Origin of the sequence: Streptomyces sp. NPDC014995 (assembly GCF_043080745.1) — a bacterium.
Classification (GTDB): Bacteria; Actinomycetota; Actinomycetes; order Streptomycetales; family Streptomycetaceae; genus Streptomyces.
Genome location: NZ_JBIBVX010000010.1, coordinates 84009 through 109441 on the forward strand (window position 1 = coordinate 84009; position 25433 = coordinate 109441).

Annotated in this window: 26 protein-coding genes and 1 pseudogene; 9 read left to right on the top strand and 18 right to left on the bottom strand. The window is 73.2% G+C overall.

Annotated features, from left to right (window positions below; all coding sequences use genetic code 11):
- Position 1: 1 nt before the first annotated feature.
- The gene (locus tag ACF1A1_RS20915) at positions 2–604 is read left to right on the top strand and encodes a ClpP family protease (RefSeq protein ID WP_392001723.1); all 603 of its coding nucleotides are present in this window, start codon (positions 2–4) and stop codon (positions 602–604) included.
- 21 nt (positions 605–625) lie between these two features.
- Here the strand turns inward: ACF1A1_RS20915 and ACF1A1_RS20920 are convergent, their stop codons facing one another.
- Entirely contained in the window at positions 626–1030 is a 405-nt protein-coding gene (locus ACF1A1_RS20920; protein ID WP_392001724.1) for a helix-turn-helix domain-containing protein, read from the bottom strand.
- A gap of 575 nt (positions 1031–1605) precedes the next feature.
- On the opposite strand from ACF1A1_RS20920, the gene ACF1A1_RS20925 reads away from it, so the two are divergent.
- Positions 1606–2490, top strand: coding sequence for an RNA polymerase sigma factor SigF (locus ACF1A1_RS20925; RefSeq protein WP_392001726.1), 885 nt, complete (start codon positions 1606–1608; stop codon positions 2488–2490).
- 33 nt (positions 2491–2523) lie between these two features.
- Here ACF1A1_RS20925 and ACF1A1_RS20930 read toward each other — a convergent pair whose 3' ends face one another.
- Positions 2524–2979 carry an ATP-binding protein gene (locus ACF1A1_RS20930; RefSeq protein ID WP_392001727.1) on the bottom strand — a complete coding sequence of 152 codons (456 nt, stop codon included), beginning with the start codon at positions 2977–2979 and terminating at the stop codon, positions 2524–2526.
- A 109-nt stretch (positions 2980–3088) separates the two neighbouring features.
- Entirely contained in the window at positions 3089–4402 is a 1314-nt protein-coding gene (locus ACF1A1_RS20935) for a DUF6777 domain-containing protein (RefSeq protein WP_392001728.1), read from the bottom strand.
- A gap of 157 nt (positions 4403–4559) precedes the next feature.
- Here ACF1A1_RS20935 and ACF1A1_RS20940 point away from each other — a divergent pair, with 157 nt between their 5' ends.
- Entirely contained in the window at positions 4560–5867 is a 1308-nt protein-coding gene (locus ACF1A1_RS20940) for a streptophobe family protein (RefSeq protein WP_392001730.1), read from the top strand.
- Positions 5868–5964: 97 nt separating this feature from the next.
- Here the strand turns inward: ACF1A1_RS20940 and ACF1A1_RS20945 are convergent, their stop codons facing one another.
- The 4 genes from ACF1A1_RS20945 to ACF1A1_RS20960 all read right to left on the bottom strand — a co-directional run bounded on the left by ACF1A1_RS20945 (position 5965) and on the right by ACF1A1_RS20960 (position 10323).
- Positions 5965–6954: a serine/threonine-protein kinase gene (locus tag ACF1A1_RS20945; protein ID WP_392001732.1), complete on the bottom strand. Its 990-nt coding sequence runs from the start codon at positions 6952–6954 to the stop codon at positions 5965–5967.
- The gene (locus ACF1A1_RS20950) at positions 6951–7496 is read right to left on the bottom strand and encodes a hypothetical protein (RefSeq protein WP_392001734.1); all 546 of its coding nucleotides are present in this window, start codon (positions 7494–7496) and stop codon (positions 6951–6953) included. Before ACF1A1_RS20950 ends, ACF1A1_RS20945 begins: the two co-directional genes overlap by 4 nt.
- 7 nt (positions 7497–7503) lie before the next feature.
- Positions 7504–9843: an FHA domain-containing protein gene (locus tag ACF1A1_RS20955; protein ID WP_392001736.1), complete on the bottom strand. Its 2340-nt coding sequence runs from the start codon at positions 9841–9843 to the stop codon at positions 7504–7506.
- A 69-nt stretch (positions 9844–9912) separates the two neighbouring features.
- Complete coding sequence (locus tag ACF1A1_RS20960) at positions 9913–10323, bottom strand: hypothetical protein (protein WP_392001738.1); 411 nt, start codon at positions 10321–10323, stop codon at positions 9913–9915.
- 305 nt (positions 10324–10628) lie between these two features.
- On the opposite strand from ACF1A1_RS20960, the gene ACF1A1_RS20965 reads away from it, so the two are divergent.
- The gene (locus ACF1A1_RS20965; protein WP_392001740.1) at positions 10629–11012 is read left to right on the top strand and encodes a nuclear transport factor 2 family protein; all 384 of its coding nucleotides are present in this window, start codon (positions 10629–10631) and stop codon (positions 11010–11012) included.
- 238 nt (positions 11013–11250) lie between these two features.
- Here ACF1A1_RS20965 and mgrA read toward each other — a convergent pair whose 3' ends face one another.
- On the bottom strand, positions 11251–12243 hold the full coding sequence (gene mgrA / locus ACF1A1_RS20970) for an L-glyceraldehyde 3-phosphate reductase (protein ID WP_392001742.1): 993 nt from the start codon (positions 12241–12243) through the stop codon (positions 11251–11253).
- A gap of 125 nt (positions 12244–12368) precedes the next feature.
- Between mgrA and ACF1A1_RS20975 the strand changes: the two genes are divergently transcribed.
- Together ACF1A1_RS20975 and ACF1A1_RS20980 are read left to right on the top strand one after the other, a co-directional pair.
- Positions 12369–13253: a LysR family transcriptional regulator gene (locus tag ACF1A1_RS20975; protein WP_392001743.1), complete on the top strand. Its 885-nt coding sequence runs from the start codon at positions 12369–12371 to the stop codon at positions 13251–13253.
- A 51-nt stretch (positions 13254–13304) separates the two neighbouring features.
- Positions 13305–13820, top strand: a complete 516-nt coding sequence (locus ACF1A1_RS20980) for a DUF664 domain-containing protein (protein WP_392001744.1) — start codon at positions 13305–13307, stop codon at positions 13818–13820.
- On the opposite strand, the gene ACF1A1_RS20985 is transcribed toward ACF1A1_RS20980, so the two are convergent.
- Both ACF1A1_RS20985 and ACF1A1_RS20990 read right to left on the bottom strand, forming a co-directional pair.
- Positions 13802–14872 (bottom strand): adenosine deaminase, encoded by a 1071-nt coding sequence (locus ACF1A1_RS20985; protein WP_392001746.1) that lies wholly within the window; start codon positions 14870–14872, stop codon positions 13802–13804. The two genes, ACF1A1_RS20980 and ACF1A1_RS20985, sit on opposite strands and share 19 nt — an antisense overlap.
- Before the next feature lie 54 nt (positions 14873–14926).
- Positions 14927–15322, bottom strand: a complete 396-nt coding sequence (locus ACF1A1_RS20990; protein ID WP_392001748.1) for a VOC family protein — start codon at positions 15320–15322, stop codon at positions 14927–14929.
- Positions 15323–15670: 348 nt separating this feature from the next.
- On the opposite strand from ACF1A1_RS20990, the gene ACF1A1_RS20995 reads away from it, so the two are divergent.
- Positions 15671–16129: a pyridoxamine 5'-phosphate oxidase family protein gene (locus ACF1A1_RS20995; RefSeq protein WP_392001749.1), complete on the top strand. Its 459-nt coding sequence runs from the start codon at positions 15671–15673 to the stop codon at positions 16127–16129.
- Positions 16130–16154: 25 nt separating this feature from the next.
- On the opposite strand, the gene ACF1A1_RS21000 is transcribed toward ACF1A1_RS20995, so the two are convergent.
- From ACF1A1_RS21000 to ACF1A1_RS21015, 4 genes are all read right to left on the bottom strand, one after another.
- Positions 16155–17060, bottom strand: a complete 906-nt coding sequence (locus tag ACF1A1_RS21000) for an aldo/keto reductase (RefSeq protein WP_392001751.1) — start codon at positions 17058–17060, stop codon at positions 16155–16157.
- A gap of 331 nt (positions 17061–17391) precedes the next feature.
- Complete coding sequence (locus ACF1A1_RS21005; protein ID WP_392001752.1) at positions 17392–18258, bottom strand: hypothetical protein; 867 nt, start codon at positions 18256–18258, stop codon at positions 17392–17394.
- Positions 18255–18821 carry an RNA polymerase sigma factor gene (locus ACF1A1_RS21010; protein ID WP_392001754.1) on the bottom strand — a complete coding sequence of 189 codons (567 nt, stop codon included), beginning with the start codon at positions 18819–18821 and terminating at the stop codon, positions 18255–18257. Before ACF1A1_RS21010 ends, ACF1A1_RS21005 begins: the two co-directional genes overlap by 4 nt.
- On the bottom strand, positions 18818–18982 hold the full coding sequence (locus tag ACF1A1_RS21015) for a hypothetical protein (protein ID WP_392001756.1): 165 nt from the start codon (positions 18980–18982) through the stop codon (positions 18818–18820). Before ACF1A1_RS21015 ends, ACF1A1_RS21010 begins: the two co-directional genes overlap by 4 nt.
- 411 nt (positions 18983–19393) lie before the next feature.
- Between ACF1A1_RS21015 and ACF1A1_RS21020 the strand changes: the two genes are divergently transcribed.
- Complete coding sequence (locus ACF1A1_RS21020) at positions 19394–20431, top strand: acyl-CoA dehydrogenase family protein (RefSeq protein WP_392001757.1); 1038 nt, start codon at positions 19394–19396, stop codon at positions 20429–20431.
- On the opposite strand, the pseudogene ACF1A1_RS21025 reads toward ACF1A1_RS21020, so the two are convergent.
- The 4 genes and pseudogenes from ACF1A1_RS21025 to ACF1A1_RS21040 all read right to left on the bottom strand — a co-directional run.
- Positions 20387–20626 (bottom strand): annotated as a pseudogene (locus ACF1A1_RS21025) (hypothetical protein); the annotation flags it as partial. The gene ACF1A1_RS21020 and the pseudogene ACF1A1_RS21025 overlap by 45 nt on opposite strands.
- 34 nt (positions 20627–20660) lie before the next feature.
- On the bottom strand, positions 20661–20828 hold the full coding sequence (locus ACF1A1_RS21030; protein WP_392001758.1) for a hypothetical protein: 168 nt from the start codon (positions 20826–20828) through the stop codon (positions 20661–20663).
- 73 nt (positions 20829–20901) lie between these two features.
- Positions 20902–23010 (bottom strand): MMPL family transporter, encoded by a 2109-nt coding sequence (locus tag ACF1A1_RS21035; protein ID WP_392001759.1) that lies wholly within the window; start codon positions 23008–23010, stop codon positions 20902–20904.
- A 264-nt stretch (positions 23011–23274) separates the two neighbouring features.
- Positions 23275–23781, bottom strand: coding sequence for a MarR family winged helix-turn-helix transcriptional regulator (locus ACF1A1_RS21040; RefSeq protein ID WP_392001760.1), 507 nt, complete (start codon positions 23779–23781; stop codon positions 23275–23277).
- A gap of 125 nt (positions 23782–23906) precedes the next feature.
- Between ACF1A1_RS21040 and ACF1A1_RS21045 the strand changes: the two genes are divergently transcribed.
- Positions 23907–25427, top strand: a complete 1521-nt coding sequence (locus ACF1A1_RS21045) for an SDR family oxidoreductase (RefSeq protein ID WP_392001762.1) — start codon at positions 23907–23909, stop codon at positions 25425–25427.
- The last annotated feature ends 6 nt before the right edge of the window (positions 25428–25433 follow it).

A 25433-nucleotide genomic window follows, 5' to 3' on the forward strand; every position in this document is an offset into this window, starting at 1 on the left:
CATGGGGACGTACACGATTCCGAACGTCGTCGAGCGGACCCCGCAGGGCGAGCGGTCGTACGACGTGTTCAGCCGGCTGCTGTCGGAGCGCATCATCTTCCTCGGCACCGAGATCGACGACGGGGTCGCCAACGTCGTCATCGCGCAACTCCTCCATCTGGAGTCGGCGGCACCGGAGAGGGAGATCGCGATCTACATCAACTCGCCCGGTGGCTCGTTCACTTCGCTGATGGCGATCTACGACACGATGACGTTCGTGCAGGCTCCGATCGCGACGGTCTGCGTGGGGCAGGCGGCCTCGACTGCCGCCGTGCTGCTGGCCGGCGGGGATCCCGGGCGGCGGGTCGTGCTGGAGCACGCGCGCGTGCTGCTCGGCCAGCCGGCCAGCGGGGGCACCCGGGGCGTGGTCTCCGACCTGGCCCTGAAGGCCAAGGAGATGGTGCGGATCCGCGCCCAGGTGGAGGAGGTGCTGGCCCGGCACACCCCTCACGACCCCGCGACGCTGCGCGCGGACATGGACCGCGACAAGGTGTTCACCGCGCCGGAGGCCGTGGCGTACGGCCTGGCCGACGAGGTGCTGAGCCGGCGTCCCGCGCGGATCTGAGCCGCCGGCCCGCGCGGGGCGTCAGGCGGCCAGGCAGAGTCCGTTGTACGACGAGGTCGTGGGCGTGCGGCGCGCGCCGGCGTGCCGGCTGGTCACCCGGACGAGCTCGCCCTGGGCGCGCGCCAGCAGGTCGCCGAGGCTCAGGCCGAGGGCGTGGGCGGCGGCCGCGAGGACCTCGGACGACGCCTCCTTGCGGCCGCGCTCCACCTCGGACAGGTACGGCATGGAGATGCGGGCGGCGTCGGCGACGTCCTTCAACGTACGCTCCTGCGCCTGGCGTTCGCGGCGCAGGACGTCGCCGACCAGATCACGCCAGAGAGGCTCCCTGGGGGCGGGCGGACGGTCGGCGGGGCGGGCGGTTCCCGGGCGCTCGGCCGAGGGGCGCAACGGGATCACGCGGGCTTGGTTCGGCGCTTGGTTGCTCACCCTCCCAGCCTAGGAGCGCGGGCGGCCACGGGAAGGGCCCGGTGTTCCGCCCTGAGGAAAATCCGCGCTCGGCTCGGCCGGGGCGGAGGGTGATCGCTGCTCCCCGGGTGACGCCTGGTCAGGGAAGACGCGCCGCCGATCCGCGGAACACGTTCTCCAGGGTGAGGTGCCCGGCCGCGGCGGCATCCGACGAGCGTGTCCCGTTCCCCGGCGAAGCCGCCCTCGCCACCGGGGGCGTCCTCCGGTCGGACGAACATGCCCCCACTGCCCGAAGCACCGGTCCGGATGGGGGGTGGGGGCGGGATCCGTGTCGGTCATGAAGGGGCACTGGCCGCCCGGGGCCGCTTCCGCCACCGGTTCTCCGCCCCTCCCCCCACCGGTTCCGCCACCGTTTCTCCGCCCCTCCCCCCACCCGGCCCCCTCCCCCCGGCGCACCGTGTTCCGGCCGCTCGGAATACTCTGGGCATGTGACGGCGAACTCGGGGTATCCGCCTCGTGAGCGGGCTTGCGGGCACTCGGTCCGCTCACGGACCGGGTACAGCAGACGTCCAACCGTGACTTTCGTGGGAGAGGTAATGCACGCCGTGATCGGGTCGGAGGCACAGGTCGTCGAGGACAGCGCCGGGACCAGCACGGGTGGCGCACCGCTGCCGGGAGTCGAGGACCCGAAGCGCGTGGCCCCCCGCGACGCACGTGAGCTGTCCCGTCAGTTCTTCCAGCGGCTGACGGAACTCGAGGAAGGCACGCACGAGTACCAGTACGCGCGCAACACCCTCATCGAGATGAACATGTCGCTGGTGCGGTTCGCGGCCGGACGGTTCCGCGGCCGCGGCGACGACATGGAGGACATCGTCCAGACCGGGATGATCGGCCTGATCAAGGCCATCGACCGGTTCGAGATCTCGCGCGAGGTGGAGTTCACCTCGTTCGCGCTGCCCTACATCGTCGGCGAGATCAAGCGCTTCTTCCGGGACACGACGTGGGCGGTGCACGTGCCGCGGCGGCTTCAGGAGCTGCGCGTCGAGCTGGCCAAGGCCCGCGACGAACTCGCCAGCCGGCTGGACCGGGAGCCGACGGTCGCGGAGCTGGCCACGCTGATGAACCTCGCCGAGAACGAGGTGATCGAGGCGCAGATCGCCTCCAACGGCTACAACTCCTCCTCGCTCGACGCCGCGCTCACCGGCGACGGCCCCGACCGCGGCGAGGCGGTCCTGGCCGACTTCATCGGGGTGGAGGAGGACGGGCTGCGGCTCGTCGAGGACTTCCATTCGCTCGCCCCCCTGATGGCGGAGCTCAGTGAGCGCGACCGGCAGATCATCCACATGCGGTTCGTGGAGGAAGCCACACAGGCGGAGATCGGCGAGCGGCTCGGCTGCTCCCAGATGCACGTCTCCCGCCTGATCAAGCGGATCATCACGCGGCTGCGCCAGGGGATGCTGGGCGAACTGGGCTGCGCCTGAGCCGTGAGCCGTGGGGCCGCCACGCCCCACGGCTCACTTCGCCACGAAGCCGAGCACGGCGCGGACGCGCTTGCCGACCGGCACGCGCTCGGCGGTGACCTCCGTCGCGAGCGCGTGCACGATCTCCAGACCGTGCCGGCCGATGCGCCGGGGGTCCTTGGGGAACCGCAGGGGCAGCGCGTCGCTGCTGTCGTAGACGGACACCGTCACCGAGGCGTCCGTGCCCTCCAGCTCCAGGATGTACGGGCCGTTGCTGTGCCGGTCGGCGTTGGTGACCAGTTCGCTGACGACCAGCAGGACCTCGCCGCACATGCGCTCGTCGACGCTGGCGTTCCACTCCGTCCTGAGCTGATCGACGAAGTACGTGGCGAAGGTGCGTGCCTCGGCGATGGAACCGGGTTCACCGGTGTAGTGCGCCGCTCGCCGTAGCGGTTCCACGGGTACGTCGAAACCAGTCGGTATCACTGACCCGTCCAGGTGCTCGGTCATGCGTTTCTCTCTCGGAGGCCGGACTGGCCGGACGCTGCTGCACCTGTGCTCGTACCCCGTGCCGGGCCGCGCAGTCCCCCCGCCTTCGACACCACGGCCATGGGCTGCCTCACACGGCGGGAGAGCCGCCGGGGGATTCCGGGAACTCCGAGGCGGGCGCCGACTGGGTGGTCGTGTCCTCCTCCGACGTCGGGGCCTGCGGCGGCGACGGAGGTTCCTCCCTCTCCGGCCGGCTCGTCAGCGGGGGCGGCGGGGGCGGCGGGGACGGGGAATCGGCGGGCGATTCCCGTTCCGGGGGCGGCGAGCCGGGGCTCGTGGGCGGCGACGGACTCGCGGACGGGCTCGGCGGTGAGCTCGGCGGGCTCGGCGGGCTGGAGGGACGCGACGGACTTGACGGGCTCGACGGACTCGACGGGCGCGACGGGCTTGGTGAGTCCGACGGCGAGCTCGGCAGGGAGACGCTCGCGGACGGCAGCGGCGGCTTCGCCGGAGGCTTGGCGGGACGGTCCTTCTCGCCCGTGTCGCCACGGGGGCGGGCGAACCAGCGCTCGTGCCGGGGGTCGTAGAGCACGAAGACCTCGACCACGGTCCTCGACGGGGTGACCACGACGACGTTGGACGGCCGGTACGACGGCCAGGAGTCGCCGACGAGCTTCGGCTGGGTCCGCTGGGCGACCGGCGGGGTCAGCGGGTTGCCGCAGGCGCAGCGCACCCGCGGCACGCCGCGTGCGTCGACGAGGACGGCCGTGCCGGACTGGAGGACGGCCTGGTACGGGGTGGCGGCGCCGTCACGGTAGCCGTGGTTGGTCACCCGGGTGTCCATGCGCAGCTGGACGGGCGTGAGGGAGCGCAGGTAGGCGGGGACCTGGGAGGGCTCGATGCCGGCGACGGAGGCGAAGGCCCCGTTCTTGGCGGGTGCCTCCTGGAGGAACCTGATCTGTTTCTCGACGTCGCAGGCGGTGGCGTTGCGGGTGCCGCCGTACAGTCCGCCGGCGTCGCCGTCGACGCCCCGGACGACGTTCGCGGGCTCCGAGGTGGTCGGCGGGGCGGAGGTGGTGGGCGGGACGGAGGGTGTGGTGGCGGTGTTGTCGGTGAAGGGGTCGGGGCCGGTCTTGCCCGCGGCCTGGAGGAAGACCTCGCCGTCCCGGCCGTCGCCGCCTGCGCCACCGCCGCCACCGCCGTCGGTGCGGGTCAGGACGAGGGCGAGAGCCACCGCGATCACGAGGGCGGTGGTGAGCAGGGCGACGCGTTGCACGGACTTCCACCAGGGCCCACGGGGCTCGGGCGTACCGCCCGTCGGTGTGCCGCCCGAGGTGCCGCCGGGCGGCTGCGAGGGCGGGCCGGAGGGTGGCCGGGAGCGGCCCGACAGCGGGCCGGAGGGCGGTCCTGTGGGGCGGCCGGACGACGGCGGTTCGACGCTCACGAGCACTCCCGACGTGGTTCTTCGCGGCACTTTTCTGCCATGTGCACCGCTTGTCCACAACATCACCATTGTGTGCCCGGGTCGGGCCTCACTCGCAAGCGGACGCGGACGGCCCTCCCGGCAGGCGCGCGGGGCGGGCGCTGCTTAGCGTGGCAGGGTGAGTCCGCGCACCCCCTCCGACCGGGCAGTCGCCCGCCACGGCTGGCCGCAGGCGGTCGTCACGGCCCTGGCGGGGCTGATCACCATGGGTGTGGTGGCCGCGCTGGGCCTGTGGGGGGCCGGCGCCGCTGACCTGCCCGACGGCGCGTTCCCGCGGGTGGTGGCGGCAACCGTCGTCACGGCCGTCGGCGGCACGGTCGAACTCTCCGGGGACGCCGGCGGACTGGCCGACACGCGGGCGGGGCTGACCGTGATCCCGTTGTCCGTCACGCTCGCCGGGGCCCTGGTGACCTCGGCCGGTTTCCTGCGGCCGCTGCGCCACCGGGCGGTCGCCGGGGCGGCCGAACTGGCCGGCTGGGCGGCCCGTGTCGCCGTGGTGTGGCTGGCGGCACTGCTCGCCCTGTCCTTCGCCGCGCGGCAGACCTTCGCGATCTCCCTGGGCGACGACACGCTGAGCGACCTGGGCGACGTGTTCGGCGTCAGCCCGAGGGCCGGCTTCACCACCAGCGTGCCGCTCACCCTCGTGTTCGGGCTGCTGTGGCTGGCCGGTGTGCTGGCGCTGGCGCTGCTGGTCTCGCAGGGGGCGCCGCTGCCGGCCCGGCTGCTGCGCTTCCAGGAGTCGGTGCGGCCGGCCGCGCACACCATGGTGCTGCTGCTCCTGGCCTGCGTCGTCCTCGGCGTGCTCATCGCCCTGGGGGCCGCGGTGACGCGCGGCCATGCCGCCGAGACCCTCGCGGTGGTGCTGCTGGGCCTGCCCAACCTGGTCTGGCTCGCGTTCACCATCGGTCTGGGCGCCACCTGGGAGGGCCGGGTGGAGGGACCGTTCGGGCTGCCGATGCCGCACCTCCTGGACGAGGTGCTGCGCGGCTCGGGCACCGCCACGCTGAACCTGGGCACCCTCGCCGACCGGGACGGCCGCGTGTGGTGGCTCGTGGCCGTGGACGCCGTACTGCTGCTGGCGGCGGCCTTCGTGATGGCGGCCCGTTCTCCGGCCCGGACACCCGCCTGGCGGCACGCTGTGCGCTTGGCCGTCGCACTGGTGCTCACGGTGCTGATGATCTGCCTGGTCGGCCGTGTCTCCGCGCACTACGGCCTGTCCGTCTTCGGCATCAGCGACCTGGACGGCGCCGGTCTGTCCGGGGACCTGTTCCTGCGTCCCGTGCTGTGGACGGCGCTGGGTCTCGCGGCGCTGTGGGGGCTGGTCACCGGCTTCCTGGGCGGGTTGCTGGCCCGGGGCACGGCGGGGCACGGCAGGGTCGACGACAGGGCGTCCGGGCAGGGGAGAGCCGGCGACAGGGCGCGGTGAGGCGGCTCGGGCCCGGACGGTTTCACCGGCGTCGCCCGCCCAGGGCGCCGCCGCCCGAACGGTGGTGATCGGTCCCGGTGACCGGAAGAGACACGCCCTACTCGCGCCGCCCGAACACCGGCGCCGCCCATCCCGGTGGCGGCTTCGGTCGCCCCTCCCCCGCGACCTTGAGGTTCACCTCCGTCGGCGGATGCGCCGCACGGGGGCCGCCCGATGCGGCCGCCCTCAGGTCGGCGACGAAGGCGAGGCAGGTGGCGTGGCGGGCGTCGGGGGTCTTGGCGAGGGCCTGGGCGAAGACCGCGTCGACGCGCGGGGGCAGGTCGGGGCGGGCCTCGGTGAGCGGGGGCGGATCGTCGTACTGGTGGGCCCAGAGCAGGGCCATGTCGTCCTCGCGGCGGAACGGCGGGCGCCCCGCGAGGGTCTCGTAGACGACGCAGGCGAGGCCGTAGACGTCGCAGCGGTCGTCGACCGGGCGGCCGGAGATCTGTTCGGGCGCGACGTAGTCGAGGGTGCCGACGAACTGGCCGACCCTGGTGAAGCCGGTCAGGGACAGCGACTTCTTCGTCAGGCCGAAGTCGGTGAGGTAGACGTGCTCGGGGTGGTAGCTGTCGGTGCCGCGGGCGACGAGGATGTTGCCGGGTTTGACGTCCCGGTGGACCAGTCCGTGCTCGTGGGCGGCGTCGAGGGCGGAGGCCACCTGCGCGGCGATGCGGACGGCGGTCGGCAGCGGCAGGGCCCCCCGGCTGTCGAGGAGATGGCGCAGGTCGCTGCCGGCGACATAGCGCATGGCGATGTAGAGGACGCCGTCGGTCTCGCCGGCCTCGAAGATCGGCACGATGTGCGGGTGGTCGATCGCGGCGGCCACCCGGGACTCGTGGGTGAAGCGCTTGCGGAAGGTGTCGTTGCGGGCCAGTTCCGGGGCGAGCAGCTTGAGGGCGACGGTCCGGTCCAGGCGCAGGTCGCGGGCGCGGTAGACGACGGCCATGCCGCCGCGGCCGATCTCGTCCTCGATGCGGTACCCCGCGACCTGCCGGCCGATCAGTTCGGAGGGCCGGCCGGAGGACAGGCCCGTCTCGCCGGCCGTCACGGTTCACCCTCGGCGGCGCCGTCGCGGGTGGAGGCGTGCCCGGCGTCCTGGGTCGTGGTGGGAGGGTCGTCGGCCGCGTAGGTGTTCAGGCGGGTGCCGTCGCCGTACACCCAGCACCCCTTGGCGGGGTCGTAGAGCCACATGGACTCGCCGTCGACGACGATGCCGATGCGCAGGCCCCGGGTGCGGCGGTGGAAGGTCTCGCCGTCGAGTCCGCCGCCCGCGAGTTCCTCGACGGCCGCCCGGTAGCGGGCGAGGGCCTGTTCGGCGCTGCCGAGGAGGGGGCGTGGGTCGGTGACGGTGGTGAGGGAGCCGTCGGCGAGGGGCGGGTCCTGGGGTACGGCGACCAGGTACCGGCCGTCCACCCAGGCCGACCAGCCGTTGGCGCACAGCACGTGTCCCCAGTCGCCGCGCCGTTCGACGAGGCGGACGGGCAGCAGCGGGTCGAGGGGGACGGTGGGGTGGGCGGGGTCGGGGGCCTCCCAGGCGGGCATGCCCTCCTGGGGGACGACGTGCGTGGGCCGGAAGCCGGGGGTCGTCATCGTGGGCCTACTTCCGCATCACGGCGGGTTCGTGGCGGCGCAGCAGGCGGGCGACGACGTATCCGAAGACCGCCGAGAGCACCACGAGCATGCCCACGTCGAGCAGCCACACGCCCGCCGTGTGCGCGAACAGGGGGTCCGCGGTCAGGTCGCCGGGCACGATCCGGGCCAGGTCGAGGGTGCCGGCCATCGCGCCGAACGCCCAGCGCGAGGGCACGAGCCAGGCCAGCTGCTCCAGGCCGGGCACGCCGTCCAGGGACAACAGCGCGCCGCAGAAGACCACCTGGACGATGGCGAGCAGCACCAGCAGCGGCATCGTCACCTCCTCCTTGCGCACCAGCGCGGAGACCAGCAGGCCCAGCATCATCGCGGTGAAGGACAGCAGGGCGACGGCGATGGTGATCTCGGCCAGCGGCGGCATCAGCACGCCGTCGCCTCCGGGTGCGTGGAGGTCGACGCCGAGCAGGGCGACGAGCGTCAGGACGACCGCCTGGACGACGGTCACGGTGCCCAGGACGACGACCTTCGACATCAGGTACGCCGATCTGGACAGGCCGACGGCCCGCTCGCGCTGGTAGATCACCCGTTCCTTGACGAGTTCGCGCACGGCGTTGGCGGCTCCGGTGAGGACGCCGCCGACGCACAGGATCAGCAGCGCGTTCATCGCGGTGTCCCGGGTGAGCGCGCTGCCGGCGAGGGCGCGCGCCATGGCGCCCATCACGAACGGCAGGGCGATCATGATGGCCAGGAAGGTGCGGTCGGCGCCGAGCGCGGCCGTGTAGCGGCGGACCAGGGTGCCGAGCTGGGCACCGCGGCTGCGGGGCCGGGCCGGCGGCAGCATGATCACCGGGCCCTCGCGGGGCAGCGGCGGCTGGGCGCTGGAGTTGACGACGTACCGCCGGTGGAACGGCGAGCCGGTGTACTCCTCCGCCCAGTCGCGGTCCCGGTCCCGCTCGAAGGCCTCGAAGGCCTCGGGCCACTGCGCGAACCCGAAGAAGGCGAGGGCGTCGCCGGGCGGTCCGTAGTAGGCGACCTTGCCGCCGGGTGCCAGGACGAGGAGCCGGTCGCAGGCGTCGAGGCTGAGGACACTGTGGGTGACGACGATGACGGTGCGGCCGTCGTCGGCGAGGCCGCGCAGCATGTGCATCACCGAGCGGTCCATCCCGGGGTCCAGGCCCGAGGTCGGCTCGTCGAGGAAGAGCAGGGACGGCTTGGTCAGCAGTTCCAGGGCGACGCTGACGCGTTTGCGCTGGCCGCCGGAGAGGGTGTGCACGGGCTGGTCGGCGCCCTGCTGAAGGCCCAGTTCACGGATGACCTCCTCGACCCGGCGGCGGCGCTCGGCCTTGGCGGTGTCCTGGGGGAAGCGCAGTTCGGCGGCGTAGGAGAGGGCGCTGCGCACGGTCAGCTGGGCGTGCAGGATGTCGTCCTGCGGGACGAGTCCGATGCGCTGGCGCAGTTCGGCGTAGTCGCGGTAGAGGTCGCGGCCGTCGTAGACGACCGTGCCGTGGTCGGCGGGGCGCTGGCCGGTGAGGGCGTTGAGCAGGGTCGACTTGCCGGCGCCGCTCGGTCCGACGACGGCGAGCAGGCACTTCTCCCCCACCGGGAAGGACACGTGGTCGAGGAGGACCTTGCGGCCGTGGTCGACGGCGACCGTGAGGCCCTGCACGTCCAGGGAGATCTCGCCGGTGTCGACGTACTCCTGGAGTTCGTCGCCGACCAGGCAGAACGCCGAGTGTCCGATGCCGACGACGTCACCGGGGCCGAGCGCGGCGGTGGTGACGGGCAGGCCGTTGAGATAGGTGCCGTTGTGGCTGCCCAGGTCCGCGATCTCGTAGGTGCCGTCGGGCAGGGCGCGCAGTTCGGCGTGCCGGCGTGAGACGACGAGGTCGTCGATGACCAGGTCGTTGTCGGGGGCGCGGCCGATGCGGACGGTGCGGGTGGGCAGGGGGCGGACGGTGGTGGGCTGCCGGAACGCTCCGGTCACCGCGGGGTTCGCCACCGCGGACGGGCGCTCCGGCGCCGGCGGGGGGCGGCCGCTCAGGACGGCACACGGGCCGTCGTCCGGGCTGCCGAAGCGGATCACGCTGCCGGGTCCGACGCCCCACTCGCGGACGCGCCGGCCGTCGGCGTAGGTGCCGTTGGTGCTGTGCTCGTCCTCGAGGGTCCAGTGGTCGCCGTCGGGCCGCAGCACCGCGTGGTGCCAGGAGACCCGGGCGTCGTCGAGGAAGATGTCGCTGAGCGGGTCCCGGCCGACGCGGTAGGCCTGGCTCGGGGTCATCACCGTGGAGCCCGTCTCGGTCTCCACCACGAGTTCGGGCGCAGTCGAGACGACCGGCCGCTCCGCCATGCCGGAATTCTATCGATTCGCACCCCTGTGCGTCCCATCGAGGCGACGGTGGCGCCCCTCCGTCACGGGTCAGCCGACGGGGAGGACGAGCGCCGGGATGGTCCGCTGCATCCGCAGGGCGTCGACGGACTCGGCGAGGAGTTCGTACTCGGTGGTCTCGTCGCTGGCGGCGATCCGCACCAGACGCCCCCCGGCCAGTTCGTCGGCGACCAGTTCCTGCTGCTCCACGTCGGCACACCAGGCGCGCAGGACGCCGGGCACGTCCGGCGCGGTGTCGGCGACCGGCACGAGGGCGTTGGGCGGGAAGTGACCCCCGTCGGGCCGCGGATCGAGCCGCTCGGCGATCCAGGAGGCCCGGTCCCGCAGCCACCACAGCGCGAGCGCCAGCGTCGGAGCACGGTAGGTGCCCAGCGGTACGCCGATGCGCCGGCCGTCGCAGACGCCGTACGCGGTGACATGGCACAGGAATTCGTCGTGCACGTCCTTCTCCCCCGTCGCTCGCTTGCCGGTGCGGCCTCGCTTTCCGTGCGACTCCTGTGGGATGAACTGCCCCTGACATTCGAGTATGTTGACTGCTGAAACACTGTCACCATGACTTTTTGGCCAGTCTCTTGGCATATTCATCGCCGCTCATGGCCGAAATTCAGCGGGCGGGGCTCATCGCCGCCATTACCCGACGGGTAATCGACCCGTGCGGCGGACGCGGGCAGGGTGGACGCACCGGGTCGGCAAGGTATCGATCCGGTTCCCGACCAGTACGGACGACCTCATGGGGGCCGATTTCCATGTCCGCGCAGACCGACCGTTACGAGAGCGCCGTCACCCGCTACTTCGAGGCCTGGAACGCCCGCGTGCCGGAGGCGCGGGCCAGGGCGGTCGCCGCCGCCTGGGCCCCGCAGGGCAGCTACACCGACCCCCTCAGCGACGTCCGGGGACACGAGGGGATCGTGGCCGTCGTCGCGGCGGCCCACGCCCGGTTCCCCGGCTTCGCCTTCCGGCTCACCGGCGCCGTCGACGGGCACCACGACACGGCCCGTTTCTCCTGGGAGCTGGTGAGCGAGAGCGACGGGACGGCGCCGGTGGCCGGCTTCGACGTGATCACCCTCGACGCCGAGGGCCTGATCACCTCGGTTCTCGGATTCCTGGACCGGGTGCCGGCCGGAGTGTGAACGACGAATTCCGCCGCTCGCGGCGGTCCGTCCGGGGAATAACCGGAGAGATCGCCGCGAGTGGCGGGCACCATGACCACCGGCGGAAAGCGGACGCGGAATTCACCGCGGTCCCGCGCGAGAGCCCGGACAGGGCGGCTGAACCGTGTCGCCCGCAATCCCCCCGTCGGGGCCGATGGAAGCAAAGCCGTCGGGAAACGGGAGGGCGACTCCGTCACCGTTCACCCGACGGAACGGCTCACCCCTTGATCACCGCGTCGATCCGGTCCAGCTCGTCCGCGTCGAAGTCGAGGTTGTCCAGGGCACCGACGCTGTCCTCGATCTGCCGGGCGCTGCTGGCGCCGACCAGCGCGGAGGTGACGCGGCCGCCGCGCAGCACCCAGGCGAGGGCGAGCTGGGCCAGCGACTGGCCGCGGGACCTGGCGATCTCGTCGAGGGCGCGCAGCTTGCCGACGAGGTCCTCGGTGAGGGCGTCGGAGTTCAGGAAGGGGCTGTCGCTCGCCGCGCGCGAGTCCTCGGGGATGCCGTCGAGGTAGCGGGCGGTGAGCAGGCCCTGCTCCAGCGGGGAGAAGACGATGGAACCGACCTCGAGCTCGTCCAGGGCGTCGAGCAGCCCCTCGCTCTCGGGGCGGCGGTCGAGCATCGAGTAGCGCGGCTGGTGGATGAGGAGCGGGGTGCCCAGCTCGCCGAGGATGCGGGCGGCCTCGCGCGTCTGCTCGGCCGAGTAGTTCGAGACGCCGACGTACAGCGCCTTGCCCTGCTGCACCGCGGAGTGCAGGGCGCCCATCGTCTCCTCCAGGGGAGTCTCCGGGTCGGGGCGGTGCGAGTAGAAGATGTCGACGTAGTCCAGGCCCATCCGCTTCAGGCTCTGGTCCAGCGAGGACAGCACGTACTTGCGCGAACCCCATTCGCCGTACGGGCCGGGCCACATCAGGTAGCCGGCCTTCGTGGAGATGACCAGCTCGTCGCGGTACGGCGCGAAGTCCGCCTTCAGGAACCCGCCGAGCGCGGACTCGGCCGCGCCGGGTGGCGGGCCGTAGTTGTTGGCGAGGTCGAAGTGGGTGACGCCCAGGTCGAAGGCGCGGCGCAGGATGGCCCGCTGGGTCTCGACCGGGCGGTCCGGGCCGAAGTTGTGCCACAGTCCGAGCGAGAGCGCGGGAAGCTTCAGGCCGCTGCGTCCGGTGCGCCGGTAGGGCATGTCCGCGTAGCGGTCGGGGTGTGCGGTGTACAACGCGACTCCATGGAAGGTTGGCTCGGAGGACCGGTTCACGGGAACCGCTCCCCACTCTGGCGGGACCTGCGGGTAGTGGTCCAACAGAAGAATCCGATGGAATTCAGCGGCTAGGCTTCTCAATCATGGAACTGCGCCACCTCCAGCACTTCGTCGCGGTCGCCGAGGACCAGCACTTCACCCGGGCCGCCGAACGCCTGATGGTCTCCCAGTCGGGCCTGTCGGCGTCGATCCGTTCCCTGGAACGGGAGCTGCGGGCGCCGCTGTTCGTGCGGACGACCCGCCGGGTGACGCTGACGGAGGCCGGCCGGGCGCTCCTGGCGGAGGCCGAGCGGATCCTGGCGCAGGTGCGGGCGGCCCACGAGGCGGTGGCCGCCGTGCAGGGTGTGGTGCGGGGCACCCTTTCGGTGGGCACCGAGCAGTGCATCGCGGGGGTGCACGTGGCGGGGCTGCTGGCCGCGTTCCGACGGCGGCACCCGGACGTGGAGATCCGGCTCAGGCAGTGGGGCTCGGGCGCGCTCGCCGAGGAGGTGGCGGCCGGGCGCCTCGACCTGGCCTTCGCCTACCGCACCCAGGCGGACAGCGACCAGTTGCGGTCCGCGCCGCTGGCCGGTGAGCCGATGTACGTGCTGTGCCACCCCGACCACCGCCTCGCCGAGGCCGCGGCCGCGCTCACTCCGGCGGACGTCGCCGACGAGGTGTTCGTCGACTTCCACCCGGACTGGGGCCCGCGCCGGGCCACCGACGCGGCCTTCGCCGCGGCGGGCGCCCGCCGTACGGTGGCGCTGGAGGTCAACGACGTGCACAGTCTGCTGGACCTGGTGGACGAGAACCTCGGCATCGCGGTCGTACCGCGCCACTTCCGGCACAAGCGGGAGGCGCTCACCGCGCTGCCCCTCAAGGGCACGGGCGAGGTGGTGTACGAGACCGTCGCCCTGCTGCCGCCGCCGCAGGCCACCAGCCCGGCGGCCCGGGCGCTGATGGGGCTGCTGGACGCGGAGGCCGGGTAAGGGTCCGGCCGAGAAGCGGCGCCCGGGCGGAGGGTGCGCCATGGTGGACGTATGCACGCGAAGGACATCCTCATCGACGGGTACAACCGCATCCAGGAAGAAGTCCGCGCCGCCGTCGGGGGCCTGGACCCCGACGACCTCAACGCCCGCCCCACCGCCGAGACCAACTCCATCGCCTGGCTGGTGTGGCATCTCACCCGGGTCCAGGACGACCACGTCGCGGACGCCTTCGGGCTCGACCAGGTGTGGCTCTCGCAGGACTGGCAGAAACGGTTCGGCCTGGACCTGCCGCGCAGCGACACCGGCTACGGGCACAGCGCGGCCAAGGTCGCCAAGGTGCGGGTCGCCGAGGCCGACCTGCTCACCGGCTACTACGACGCCGTGCACGCCCAAACCCTGGAGGCGCTGCGCGGGGTGACGGCGGCGGAGCTGGAGCGCATCGTGGACGAGCGCTGGGATCCGCCGGTCAGTCTGGGCGTACGGCTGGTCAGCGTCCTGTCCGACGATCTCCAGCACGTCGGACAGGCCGCCTATGTGCGCGGGCTGCTTCAGAGCGCGGCCGCGTAACCCGGCTGGACGACGTCCTCGATGAGGGCCTTGCGCTCGTCGAACGGGATGAACGCGCTCTTCAGGGCGTTCACGGTGACGGTGCGCAGATCCTCGACCGTCCAGCCCGCCTCCTCGACCAGCAGGGACATCTCGCGGGTCATCGTCGTGCCGGAGACCAGCCGGTTGTCGGTGTTGAGGGTGACCCGGAAGCCGAGGTCCTTCAGCGCGGTGATCGGGTGCTCGGCGATGGAGGTGGCGGCGCCGGTCTGGAGGTTGGAGGTCGGGCACATCTCCAGGGCGACACGGCGGTCGCGGACCCAGCCCGCCAGGCGGCCGAGCTTGCCGTCGACGATGTCGTCGGTGATGCGCACGCCGTGGCCGATGCGCTGGGCGCCGCACACCTGGAGCGCCTGGTGGATGCTGGGCAGACCGTGGGCCTCGCCGGCGTGGATGGTGAACGGCACGTTCTCGCGGCGCAGGTGCTCGAAGGCGTCCAGGTGGTCGGCGGGCGGGAAGCCGTCCTCGGCGCCGGCGATGTCGAAGCCGACGACACCCGCGTCCCGGAAGGCGACCGCCAGGTCGGCGGTGGCCCGGGTGCGGTCGAACATGCGCATGCCGCAGAGCAGGGTGCCGACCCGGACGGGGGTACCGGCCGCGGCCGCCTTCGCCATGCCGGCGGCGAGGCCCTCCTGGACGGTCTCGACGACCTCGGCCAGGGTCAGCCCGCCGTTCAGCATCAGCTCGGGGGCGTAGCGCACCTCGCCGTAGACCACGCCGTCCGCGGCCAGGTCGAGGACGTACTCCTCGGCGGTGCGCAGCAGGCCCTCGCGGCTCTGCATGACGGCGAGGGTGTGCTCGAAGGTGGCTATGTAACGGACCAGGTCGCCCGAATTGGCGGCCTCGAAGTACCAGGCGGCCAGCTCGTCGGGGTCGCTGGTGGGCAGGGTGTGGCCGATCGCGTCCGCGAGCTCGACGACGGTGGCGGGGCGCAGGCCGCCGTCGAGGTGGTCGTGCAGGACGGCCTTGGGGAGTCGGCGGAGGGTCTCGGTGTCGATGCGGGGCGCGGTCATGGGCGGTCGTTCTCCGGCTTTCTGCGGGGTGTTCGTTCTCTCGGGGGGTCCGGATCAGCGCTGGGCGGGCTGGAGCAGGTCCCAGCGGTTTCCGTACAGGTCCTGGAAGACGGCGACGGAGCCGTACGGCTCGTGGCGGGGCTCTTCCAGGAAGGTCACGCCGGCGGCGAGCATCCGGGTGTGATCACCGGCGAAGTCGTCGGTGTGCAGGAAGAACCCGACACGGCCGCCGGTCTGGTCGCCGACCCGGGCGCGCTGGACGTCGTCCTTGGCGCGGGCGAGGAGCAGTCCGGTGCCGTCCTGGCGGGCGCCCGGGCGCACGACGACCCAGCGCGAACCGTCCGGGCGCGGCTCGTCCTCGACGAGCCGGAAGCCGAGGGCGTCGGTGTAGAAGCGGATCGCCTCGTCGTAGTCGTCCACGACGAGGGTGACCAGGGCGATGCGGGTCATCGGGGCCTTTCGGGAGGGCTGATCAGCGGGAGAGGTTATACGTAAAACCTGACGGACGCCAGTCGCTGCGCGCGACCTGGGGCCTGTCGTTCGGATCAGGTCGCGGGGAATCGACGGTGTCCCGTCGGCGCCGGTGAGCCGGGGCTCGGTGCGTGCGACCGCAGGCGGAGGAGGGCGTCGACGCGGAGCGTCGGCGACCGACGGCAACGACGACGCCGCGGCAGATGTGCGTGCAAGCCCCGCGGCCTCGGGGTTGATCCGGACGGCACGGACCAGGACGAGAGACCGAGAACGGGTGGGACTGCGGGCCGACGCGGGGCGGGGTGCCCGCGGGCTAGCGTCGCGGCCATGGAGATCACCGAGCCGCCTCGCGGCCCCGAGCAGCGCAAGCGGGACGTCCTGAACCGGCTGGAGGAGGAGCTCGACGTCTGGGTCGCCACGGCGGACCCCGCCGGAGTGCCGTGCCTCGTCGCCCTGTGGTTCGTCTGGTACGGCGAGCACCTGTGGCTGTCGACCCGGCTCACCAACCCCACGGGCCGCAATCTCCGGGACGGGCGGCGGGCGCGGCTGGCGTTCGGGTCCACCCGGGACGTCGTCCTGATCGACGGTGCGGCGGAGACCTTCACGGCGCGCGAGGTGCCGGCGGACGCGGCCGACGCGTTCCGCGCGAGGACGGGCTGGGATCCCCGCGAGGAACACGCGCCCTACGGCTACTTCAGGGTGCGGCCGCGCGTGGTGCAGGCGTGGCGGGAGGTGCACGAGATGCCGGGGCGGCATGTCATGCGGGACGGGGTGTGGGTCGTCTGACGGCCCGGCCTGCGCTCGTGCCCCCTCAACCGGCCTGCCGCCGGGCGCCGTCCAGTCTCGCCAGTTCCTCGTCTGCGAGCCGCAGCGCCCCGGCCGCCACGTTCTCGACGAGGTGGTCGGGGTTGCCCGTGCCGGGAATGGCGAGGACGTGCGGGCCCTGGGCCAGGCTCCAGGCGAGTCTCACCTGGGCGGGGCTCGCTCCGTGGGCGCGGGCCACCGCCAGGACCTCGTCGGCGTGGGCGGTCGTCGCGCCCTGGGGACCGCTCTCGCCGGCGATGGCGTAGAACGGCACGAAGGCGATGCCCTGTTCACCGCAGACGCGGAGGAGTTCCTCGGTGGCCGGCGGTCGGTCGCCCAGGCCGTAGCGGTTCTGGACGCTCACCACCGGCGCGATGGCCTGGGCCTCGGCGAGGTGGCGGGGTTCGACGTCGGAGATGCCGAGGTGGCGGACGAGGCCGGCCTCCCGCAGCTCGGCGAGGGCGCCGAAGTGCTCCGTGATCGAGTCCTGGCGCATGCGGCGCAGGTAGACGAGGTCGAGGTGGTCGCGGCCGAGCTGGCGCAGGTTTTCCTCGACGTGGCCGCGCAGGTCCTCCGGGCGGGCCGAGGTGCCCCACTCCCCCGCGTAGTCGCGGAAGGGGCCGACCTTCGTGGCGATCAGCAGGTCGTCCGGGTACGGGGACAGCGCGCTGTTGATCAGTTCGTTGGCGGAGCGGAGGGAGGAGAAGTAGAAGGCGGCGGTGTCGACGTGGTTGACGCCGAGGTCGATCGCCTTGCGCAGGACGGCGATCGAACGGTCCCGGTCGCTCGGTGTCCCGAGGTGGAAGGCGGCGCTGCCCGTCAGCCGCATCGCGCCGAAGCCGACACGGCTGACGGTCAGGTCGCCGAGCTTCCAGCTGCCGGAGGCGGCCGCGGTGATCGATTCGGAGGTCATCGGTGGAGTCTGCCATGGGGGGGTGGGGGCCTCGGGTGGGCTGGGGTGGGGCCTCGGGTGGGGCTGGGCGAGCTGTCCGGGGCTTGGCGACGACACGGTGTGCACGGCCCCGGTGCGGCCAGGGTCGGACCGACGCGGTCCCTACGCGGACCCGACGGGGACCCCACGCGGGACCCGACGCGGGACCGGCGCAGGCCGACTCGGGTCCGGGTGCAGTCCCGGCGCGGGCTCGGCGCCGGACCGAAACGGGAGCACCGCAGGCCCAGGACGGAAGCACCGCAGGCCCAGGACGGGACCACCGCAGGCCCGGGTCCCGACCGGGGCAGGCCCCTCAACACGCCACGGTCTCCTCGCACTTGCGCAGTGCCTCCTGGACGTCGCGGCTCCAGTGGCGGGCTGCCCGGGGGGTGGGCGAGGACACGGTGTGCACGGTCGGCTCCCGGCGTTCGGGCAGGGCGCCGTCCCTGGCGCGCCGGCGCTCCCCGGCGGCGGGGGTGCCATGGGCGACGACCTCCTCCACGATGTCGGCGAGATCGCCGTCCGGGAGGGGCAGGTCCAGGTCGTCGTCGACGAAGCCGACCACGGCCGGCACGTACTCCACCAGTGCCCGCAACGCCTTGGGCAGCCCCCGCCGGCCGCGCCGCAGGCCGCTGAGCACGTGCAGCGCCGTGGCGATCTCCACTTCGGTGGCCTCCCTGTTCAGGGTGGCGGGGGTGATCTCCGTGTGGCGCAGCCACCAGTCGGCCTCCTCGTCCTCCCCCAGCGACCGGTGGTGGAGGTAGAGGCAGTACGAGGAGACGGTGTCGGAGGCCCCGGCGCCGTACTGCCACCAGAAGCGGGCGCTGTCCTCGCAGCCGGCCAGGTGGAGGATGCCGCCGAGGATCCGCGCGCCGGAGGGCTCGGGCAGTGCGCTGCCGAGGAAATTGCCGAGGCCGTGCAGGACGCCGGTGCTGGTCAGCATCGCCTCGCACAGCGCCCTCAGGTCCCGGGCTGCCGGGTGGACCCTCGGAGGGCGCCGGGCCGCCACCGCACGCTGGGGGCGGACGCGCGCCCGGGGCTCGTCCGCACCGCGCGCCGCGACCCGGGCGGCGATACGGGCCTCGGCGGCCTCGATGTCCGAGCGGCTGTAGGGCGCCGTGGGCACGAGGCGCGCCCCGGCCAGCAGGGTGTCGATGTCGCTCACGGTGTCGAAGGTCATGACCGCTCCGTCTCCTCCTCGGCGCACGATACGTATATCTCCCGCAGGCGGCGCTTGGCGTAGCGCTCGGTGGAGCGCACCCCGGCCTCGGTGATGCCCAGGTGGAACGCCACGTCGGCGGTGCTGTAACCCTCGCAGTAGCGCAGGCGGATCACGTCCCGCTGCCGCTCGGGGAGGGCGGAGATCGCGTGGAACAGCCGCAGGTTCTGCTCGATGACCTCGAAGGCGTCCTCGGCGCCCTGCAGGGTCACCGTCTCGAAGACCGCGGTGTCCATGAGAGTGGCGCGCCGGCCGCGGGCCCGGGCGTGGTCGATGACGCGGTTCTTCATCACCCGCCAGGCGTAGGCGGCGGGGTTCTCGGTGCGCAGTATCTGCGGCCAGTCCTCGGCGAGTTGGACGAACGCCTCGTCGACGGCCTCCTCCGCGTCCGCCCGGGAGCCCAGACAGCGCTGGGCCTCGCGGACGTAACGCGGACGGTGCATCTGGTGGAAGGCGCTGAAGTCCAGGGGCAGCTTCTCCGGCGCCCGGGGCTTTCCTGCGGGGCGCAACTCCTCCTGGGTCACCGATCGCCTCCCGGGAGCCGGTGGTCCATCTCACGGACCCCCACCCGCACGAGTGCGGCGACGAACCGGCGCGCGAGGGCGATGGCACCGGGTCCGAAGACCCGGAGGGCGAGCAGGGACAACGCCACGTCCCGGACGAGCTGTTCGAACTGGTCGTTCACGGACCCTTCGGTCCTCTCCGCTGGCTGTTCGAGGCTCACGAGCCCCGGAAGGCGACGGTTACACCTTCTGCCTCCACGGCGTCCGGGGGTGGCGTTTCGTGCATGCCGGATTCGAAAGTCCAAGGGAATTGGCCGTTTCGGACTACGGACCGTGCCGTTCCGGACTAATAGCCGTACCTTTGTTGCCACTTGGTGGACTACTTGCGTCCGCTCATGTCCACTTCCGTCAGCTGTCAGCTCTCAGCCGTCAGCTCTCAGCCGTCAGCCGCCCGAGCAGCGCGGCGCAGCGCGCGGCTTGCCGGGCACCGTCTCGCGGTGGCGCACCGCCGGACGGCTTTCGCCTCACACGCGGGACGACGCGTCCAGCGTCTGATCGACACCCCGCGACACGGCCCGGGGAGAATCCTCCCCATGACCGCACCGCACCCCCTCGTCACCCGCGCCCGCCGCCTCGCCGACGACCTTCTGGCACCCCACGCCGAACGCGTCGACCAGGAGGGCGTGCCGGCGAGCCACCTCACCGAGATCCGGCGCTCGGGCCTGCTGGGCGTGAACGCGCCGACGGAGTACGGCGGGGCGGCGGCCCCCGCCGCGGTGGTGCGCGAGACGGCGGAGATCCTGGCCGGGGCGTGCTGCTCGACCTGGTTCGTGCAGACGCAGCACCACACGCCGGTGCTGACGCTGGCCCGGAGCGAGGGCCCGGTGCGCGACCGCCTGCTGGCCCCGCTGGCCCGCGGCGAGCTGCTGTCCGGGGTGGCCTACGCCCATCTGCGGGCGTACCCGCGCACTCCCGTCCGGGTGACCCGGGAGCGGGGCGGCCGGCGCTTCGACGGGACGGTGCCCTGGTACACGGGGTGGGGCCTGAACGACGTCATGCTCCTCGCCGGGGTCACCGACGCCGGCGAGGCCCTCTTCGCGTTCGCCGAGGCCCGCGAGCAGCCGGGCCTGCGCGCGTCGCAGCCGATGCGTCTGGCGGCCCTCACCGCCTCCCGGACGGTGTCCCTGGACCTGGACGGCTTCTGGCTCCCCGAGGAGGCGGTGGTCCTGCGGACACCGTACGAGCGGTGGGCGGCGGCGGACCGCGTCAAGACGGTGAGCGCCGGCCCGGCGGTCTTCGGCATCACGGAGTCGGCCCTGGCCCTGCTGGACGAGGACACGGCGGCTCCGCTGCGGGCCCGCCTGACCGAGGTCCGCCGCGAGGCCTACGCCCTGGCCGATCATCCGGTGCCGCACGAGTTCCTGGAGGAGCGGCTGGCCCGGCGGACCGAGGCGTACGAGGTGCTGCGGGCGGCCACCACGGCGGCGGTGGTGGCGGGCGGCGGACGCTCGATGCTGCTGTCGAGCCGGGCCCAGCGTCTGGCGAGGGAGGCCCTGTTCCTCCTGGTCCAGGGCCAGACCCCCGAGTCACGAACGGCACATCTGAACGCGCTCGCGGGCGGTTTGCCCTAGGAAGCGCGGCCGTGCCGGTGCGCGGCCGTGCCAATGTGCGCCCGTGCCGGTGCGCGGCCGTGCCGGTGCGCGGCCGTGCCGGTGCGCGTACCAGTACGCCTCCCCCAGATGCGGATAGCCCGACATCACGAACTCCTCGATGCCCAGCGCCGCGTACTCCTCGATCCGCTCGGCGACCTCCTCGTGGCTTCCAGCTGAGTCCCCGTCACCAGGCCGGTCCCCGCTGCCGTCAGTCCTCGTCGCCCGTCGGCACCACGACGAGGAAGGCGTCGGACTCCAGGTCCATCACGACGGTCGCGGGCTCTCCCTCCGCCCGTCGTCGTGCCGCGTACTCCTCCGCCGGCCACGATCCGCGCGGAGCTCCCGCAGGAAAACGCTCCAACACCTTCGCGCCCATAGCGGCAGACACCTCCCGTCTCGAACGGACAACTTCCTCCTTCTGCGCCTGCCCTGGATCCCCCCGAGCATGTTCACGTTCGTCCGGCCCGGTCCTCACCGGCCGGGGCACCGCCGCGGCTGAGCCGTCCCGGCCACCACGCCCGTCGCCCGATGTCCCGCACGAGGGCGGGCACCAGCAGCGAGCGCACCACGAGCGTGTCGAGCAGCACGCCGAAGGCGACGATGAAGGCGATCTGTGCGAGGAAGGCCAGCGGGATCACGCCGAGTGCGGCGAAGGTGGCCGCGAGGACCACGCCGGCCGAGGTGATGACGCCGCCCGTGGTGACCAGGCCGCGCAGGACGCCCTCGCGCACGCCGTGCCGCAGGGACTCCTCGCGGACCCGGGACATCAGGAAGATGTTGTAGTCGACGCCCAGCGCCACCAGGAAGACGAAGCCGTACAGCGGCACCGACGGATCGGTGCCGGTGAAGCCGAGGACGTGCCGGAAGACGAGACTCGAAACGCCCAGGGTGGCGAGGAAGTTCAGGGCGACGGTCGCCACGAGCAGGGCGGGCATCAGCAGGGAGCGCAGCAGCACGGTCAGGATCAGGAAGATGATCGCGAGGACGACCGGCACGATCAGGGTGCGGTCCCGTTCCGCCGTGCGCAGGGTGTCGTACTGCTGTGCGGTGTAGCCGCCGACCAGGGCCTCCGCGCCGGGCACCGCGTGCAGGGCGGTGCGCAGCCGCGCCACGGTGTCCTTGGCCGCGTCGCTGTCGGCCGCCGTGCTCAGGGTGACGTCGACGCGGACCCGGCCGTCGACGACGAGCGGCTCGCCGCCGGGCCGTCCGGACGCTCCCACCGGCGCGGCGGAGGCGACGCCCGCGGTCTTCCGGGCCGTCGCCACCACCCGCGCCGCCCGGTCGGCGTCGGCGATGACCACCGTCGGGTTCCCGGAGCCGCCGGGGAAGTGCCGGGCGAGCGTCCGCTGTGCGGCCACGGACGGGGCGTCGTCGACGAAGGTCTCGTCGAGCGGTACGCCCTTGGCGGTGAGGGTGGGCGCGAACGCGGCGCAGGCGAGCAGCGCCGCCAGCGACACCGCCCACACGGTGCGGGGCGCCTGGTCGACCACGTCCGCGACCCGGCGCCAGACACCCGCTCCGGCGGTGTTCGGGCCGGCGGGTCGGGGTTTGGCGGGCCAGTACGCGGCGCGGCCGAGGACGACCAGGACGGCGGGCAGGAAGGTCAGGGCGCTGACGACGGCGGCGGCGATGCCGATGGCTCCGACCGGTCCCAGGGCCCGGTTGTTGGTCAGGTCGCTGAGCAGCAGGGCGAGGAGCCCCAGGGCGACCGTCGCGGCGCTGGCCACGATGGCGCCCCAGGACCGCCGCAGTGCGGCCCGGGCGGCCGCGAACCGGTCCGTGCGGGAGGCGAGTTCCTCGCGGAAGCGGGCGGTGAGCAGCAGGGCGTAGTCGGTGGCCGCGCCGATCACCAGGATGGAGAGGATGCCCTGGACCTGTCCGTCGACGTGGACCACGTCGTGGTCGGCGAGGACGTAGACGACGGCGCAGGCGAGGCCGAGGGCGAAGACCGCGCCGAGGATGATCACCAGGGGGAGCAGCACGCTGCGGTAGACGAGCAGCAGGATGACGAGGACGGTGACCAGGGCGACGGCGAGCAGCAGGCCGTCGATGCCGGCGAAGGCGTCGGACAGGTCCGCCTGGCTCGCGGCCGGACCGGCCAGGTGGACCGTGGTGCCGGGGACGCGCTCGGCGGTGGCGCGGATGTGGCCGAGGGCCGGGGCGAGTTCGTCACCGAGGCCGGGGCGCAGGGGTACCACGCCCTCGATGGCCTTCCCGTCCTCGGAGAGCAGCGCGGGCGAGGCCCGGCCCGCGACGCCGGGGGCGTCGGAGAGGGCGGCGAGCGCCCGGTCGGCGGCCGCGCGCCGGTCGCGGAGGCTGGTGTCCCGGTCCCTGGTCCACACGACGATCGCGGGCAGCGTCTCGTCCTGACGGAAGGCCCGCTGCGCGGCGATGACCTCGGTCGACTCGGCGCTGCGCGGCAGGAAGGCCGCCTGGTCGTTGGTGGCGACCTCGCCCAGGCGTCCGGCGTAGGGGCCGAGGACGCCGCCGACGCCGAGCCATACGGCGACGAGGAGGAGGGGGACGAGCCAGCGGGCGCGTCGAGGGGTGACGGACATCGTTCTCCAAGCGGAAGGCAGGTCGCTCGACGGGGCATCCCGACGACGCGTCGAGGAGGACTCGTGGCGACGGTCGAGGAGGACTCGTGGCGACGGTCGACAGAGGACTCCGGCGACGGTCGACGGTCGACGAGGGCTCGTGACGAGCGACGGGTGTCTCGATCATAAACAATCTCAATCATTGAGTTTGTTTTAGGCGATGGTAGACGGTGCCTGTTCTTCCGCGGGCGGCCGGTCCCCGGATGCGGGGGACCCGGCCCGTTGTCAGCGGGCGGGGGGCGTGATCCCCGAGAGTTCCTCGCTCATCGCCGTGAGGAAACGCAGCACCACCGTCAGCTCGTCCTCGCTGAAGCGGGACCGGGCGGCCTCCGTCGCCTCGGCCAGCGGCCGGAAGTAGGTGCGGGCGGCCGATCGGGCGTCGGCCGCGTAGTACAGGTGGACCACCCGGCGGTCGGCGCTCTCCCGCACCCGGCGGATGTGTCCCGCGCGCTCCAGCCGGTCCACGCAGGCGGTGACGGCGCCGGAGGTGAGCCCGAGGTGTTCGCGCAGGCGTTTCGGGGTCATCGGCTCGTCGGCGTCGAGGATCGCGGCGAGTGCCTGGACGTCCGTGGCGTGCAGTCCGTGGTCGGCCGCGAACCCGTGCACCAGCCGGTTGATCTCGCCGTTCATCCGGCGCAGCCGGACGGCGAAGGCGTGCAGGTCGGTCGGTGCCGCGGAGGCGTCGGGCCGGTCTTCCCCGGCGCGGTGCTCACGGTCGTTCGCTCTGGCCACGCGATCAGCCTAGCCGCCGCACACGATCACCCGATCGTGCGCCCGGACGCGGTCGGCGCATCCACGAGCCGCCCCCGCGGGGAAGCGATACCCGGGGGCCGTCGACACGAAGGACCCGAGGACTCATGACCGCGAACGGCCACGACACACCGGCCCCGCTCTGCCTGGTGACCGGTGCCACGGGGTACATCGGGGGCCGGCTCGTCCCGGAGTTGCTCGCCGCGGGACACCGGGTGCGCTGCCTGGCCCGCTCCCCCGAGCGGCTGCGCGATCACCCGTGGGCCGGCGAGGCCGAGGTGGTGCGCGGGGACGTGACGGACGCCGCGTCGCTCGCGGAGGCGATGCGCGGCGTCGACGTCGCCTACTACCTGGTGCACGCGCTGGGCGCGGGCGAGGACTTCGAGGAGACCGACCGGCGGGCCGCGCGGATCTTCGGGGAGCGGGCCCGCGACGCCGGTGTGCGCCGCGTCGTGTATCTCGGCGGCCTCACCCCGGCCGGCGTGCCCGAGCGGGAGCTGTCGCCGCATCTGCGCTCACGCGCGGAGGTCGGTCGCATCCTGCTCGCCTCCGGCGTCCCCACCACGGTCCTGCGGGCGGCGGTGGTCCTCGGCTCCGGCTCGGCCTCGTTCGAGATGCTGCGCTATCTCACCGAGCGCCTGCCGGTCATGGTCACGCCGAGCTGGGTGCGCACCCGGATCCAGCCCGTCGCGGTGCGGGACGTGCTGCGCGCCCTCGTCGGCAGCGCCGGGATGCCCGCCGACGTCAACCGGGCCTTCGACATCGGCGGGCCGGACGTCCTGACGTACCGCGAGATGATGATCCGCTACGCCGCCGTGGCCGGTCTGCCGCGCCGGCTCATCCTTCCCGTGCCGGTGCTCAGCCCCGGCCTGTCCAGCCACTGGGTCGGCCTGGTCACGCCCGTGCCGGCCTCCATCGCACGGCCGCTGACCGAGTCGCTGCGGCACGAGGTGGTCTGCCGCGAGCACGACATCGCACGGTACGTGCCGGATCCGCCGGGCCACCCCGTCGGCTTCGACGAGGCGGTACGGCTGGCCCTGCAACGGGTGCGCGACGCGCAGGTCACCACCCGCTGGTCCTCGGCCTCCCTCCCCGGCGCTCCCAGCGACCCGCTGCCGACCGACCCCGACTGGGCCGGCGGAAGCCTGTACACCGACTGCCGCGACCTTCCCGTGGACGCCTCGCGCGAGGCCCTCTGGCGGGTGATCGAGGGCATCGGCGGCGACAACGGCTGGTACTCCTTCCCGCTCGCCTGGGCGGTGCGCGGATGGCTGGACCGGCTGGTGGGCGGGGTGGGGCTGCGCCGGGGCCGGCGGGACGCGGCGCGACTGCGGGTCGGCGACTCGCTGGACTTCTGGCGGGTCGAGGAGATCGAGCCGGGGAGTCTGCTGCGACTGCGGGCGGAGATGCGGCTGCCGGGCCTGGCGTGGCTGGAGATGTACGCGGAGACGGACGGCGCCGGCCGCACCCGCTACCGCCAGCGCGCCCTGTTCCACCCGCGCGGGCTGCTCGGCCAGGCGTACTGGTGGGGTGTCTCCCCCTTCCACGCCGTGGTGTTCGGCGGCATGGCCCGCAACATCGCCCGGGCCGCGGCGGCGGAGTCCCGCCGTGCCGCGGCCGTCGCCTGAGCCCCG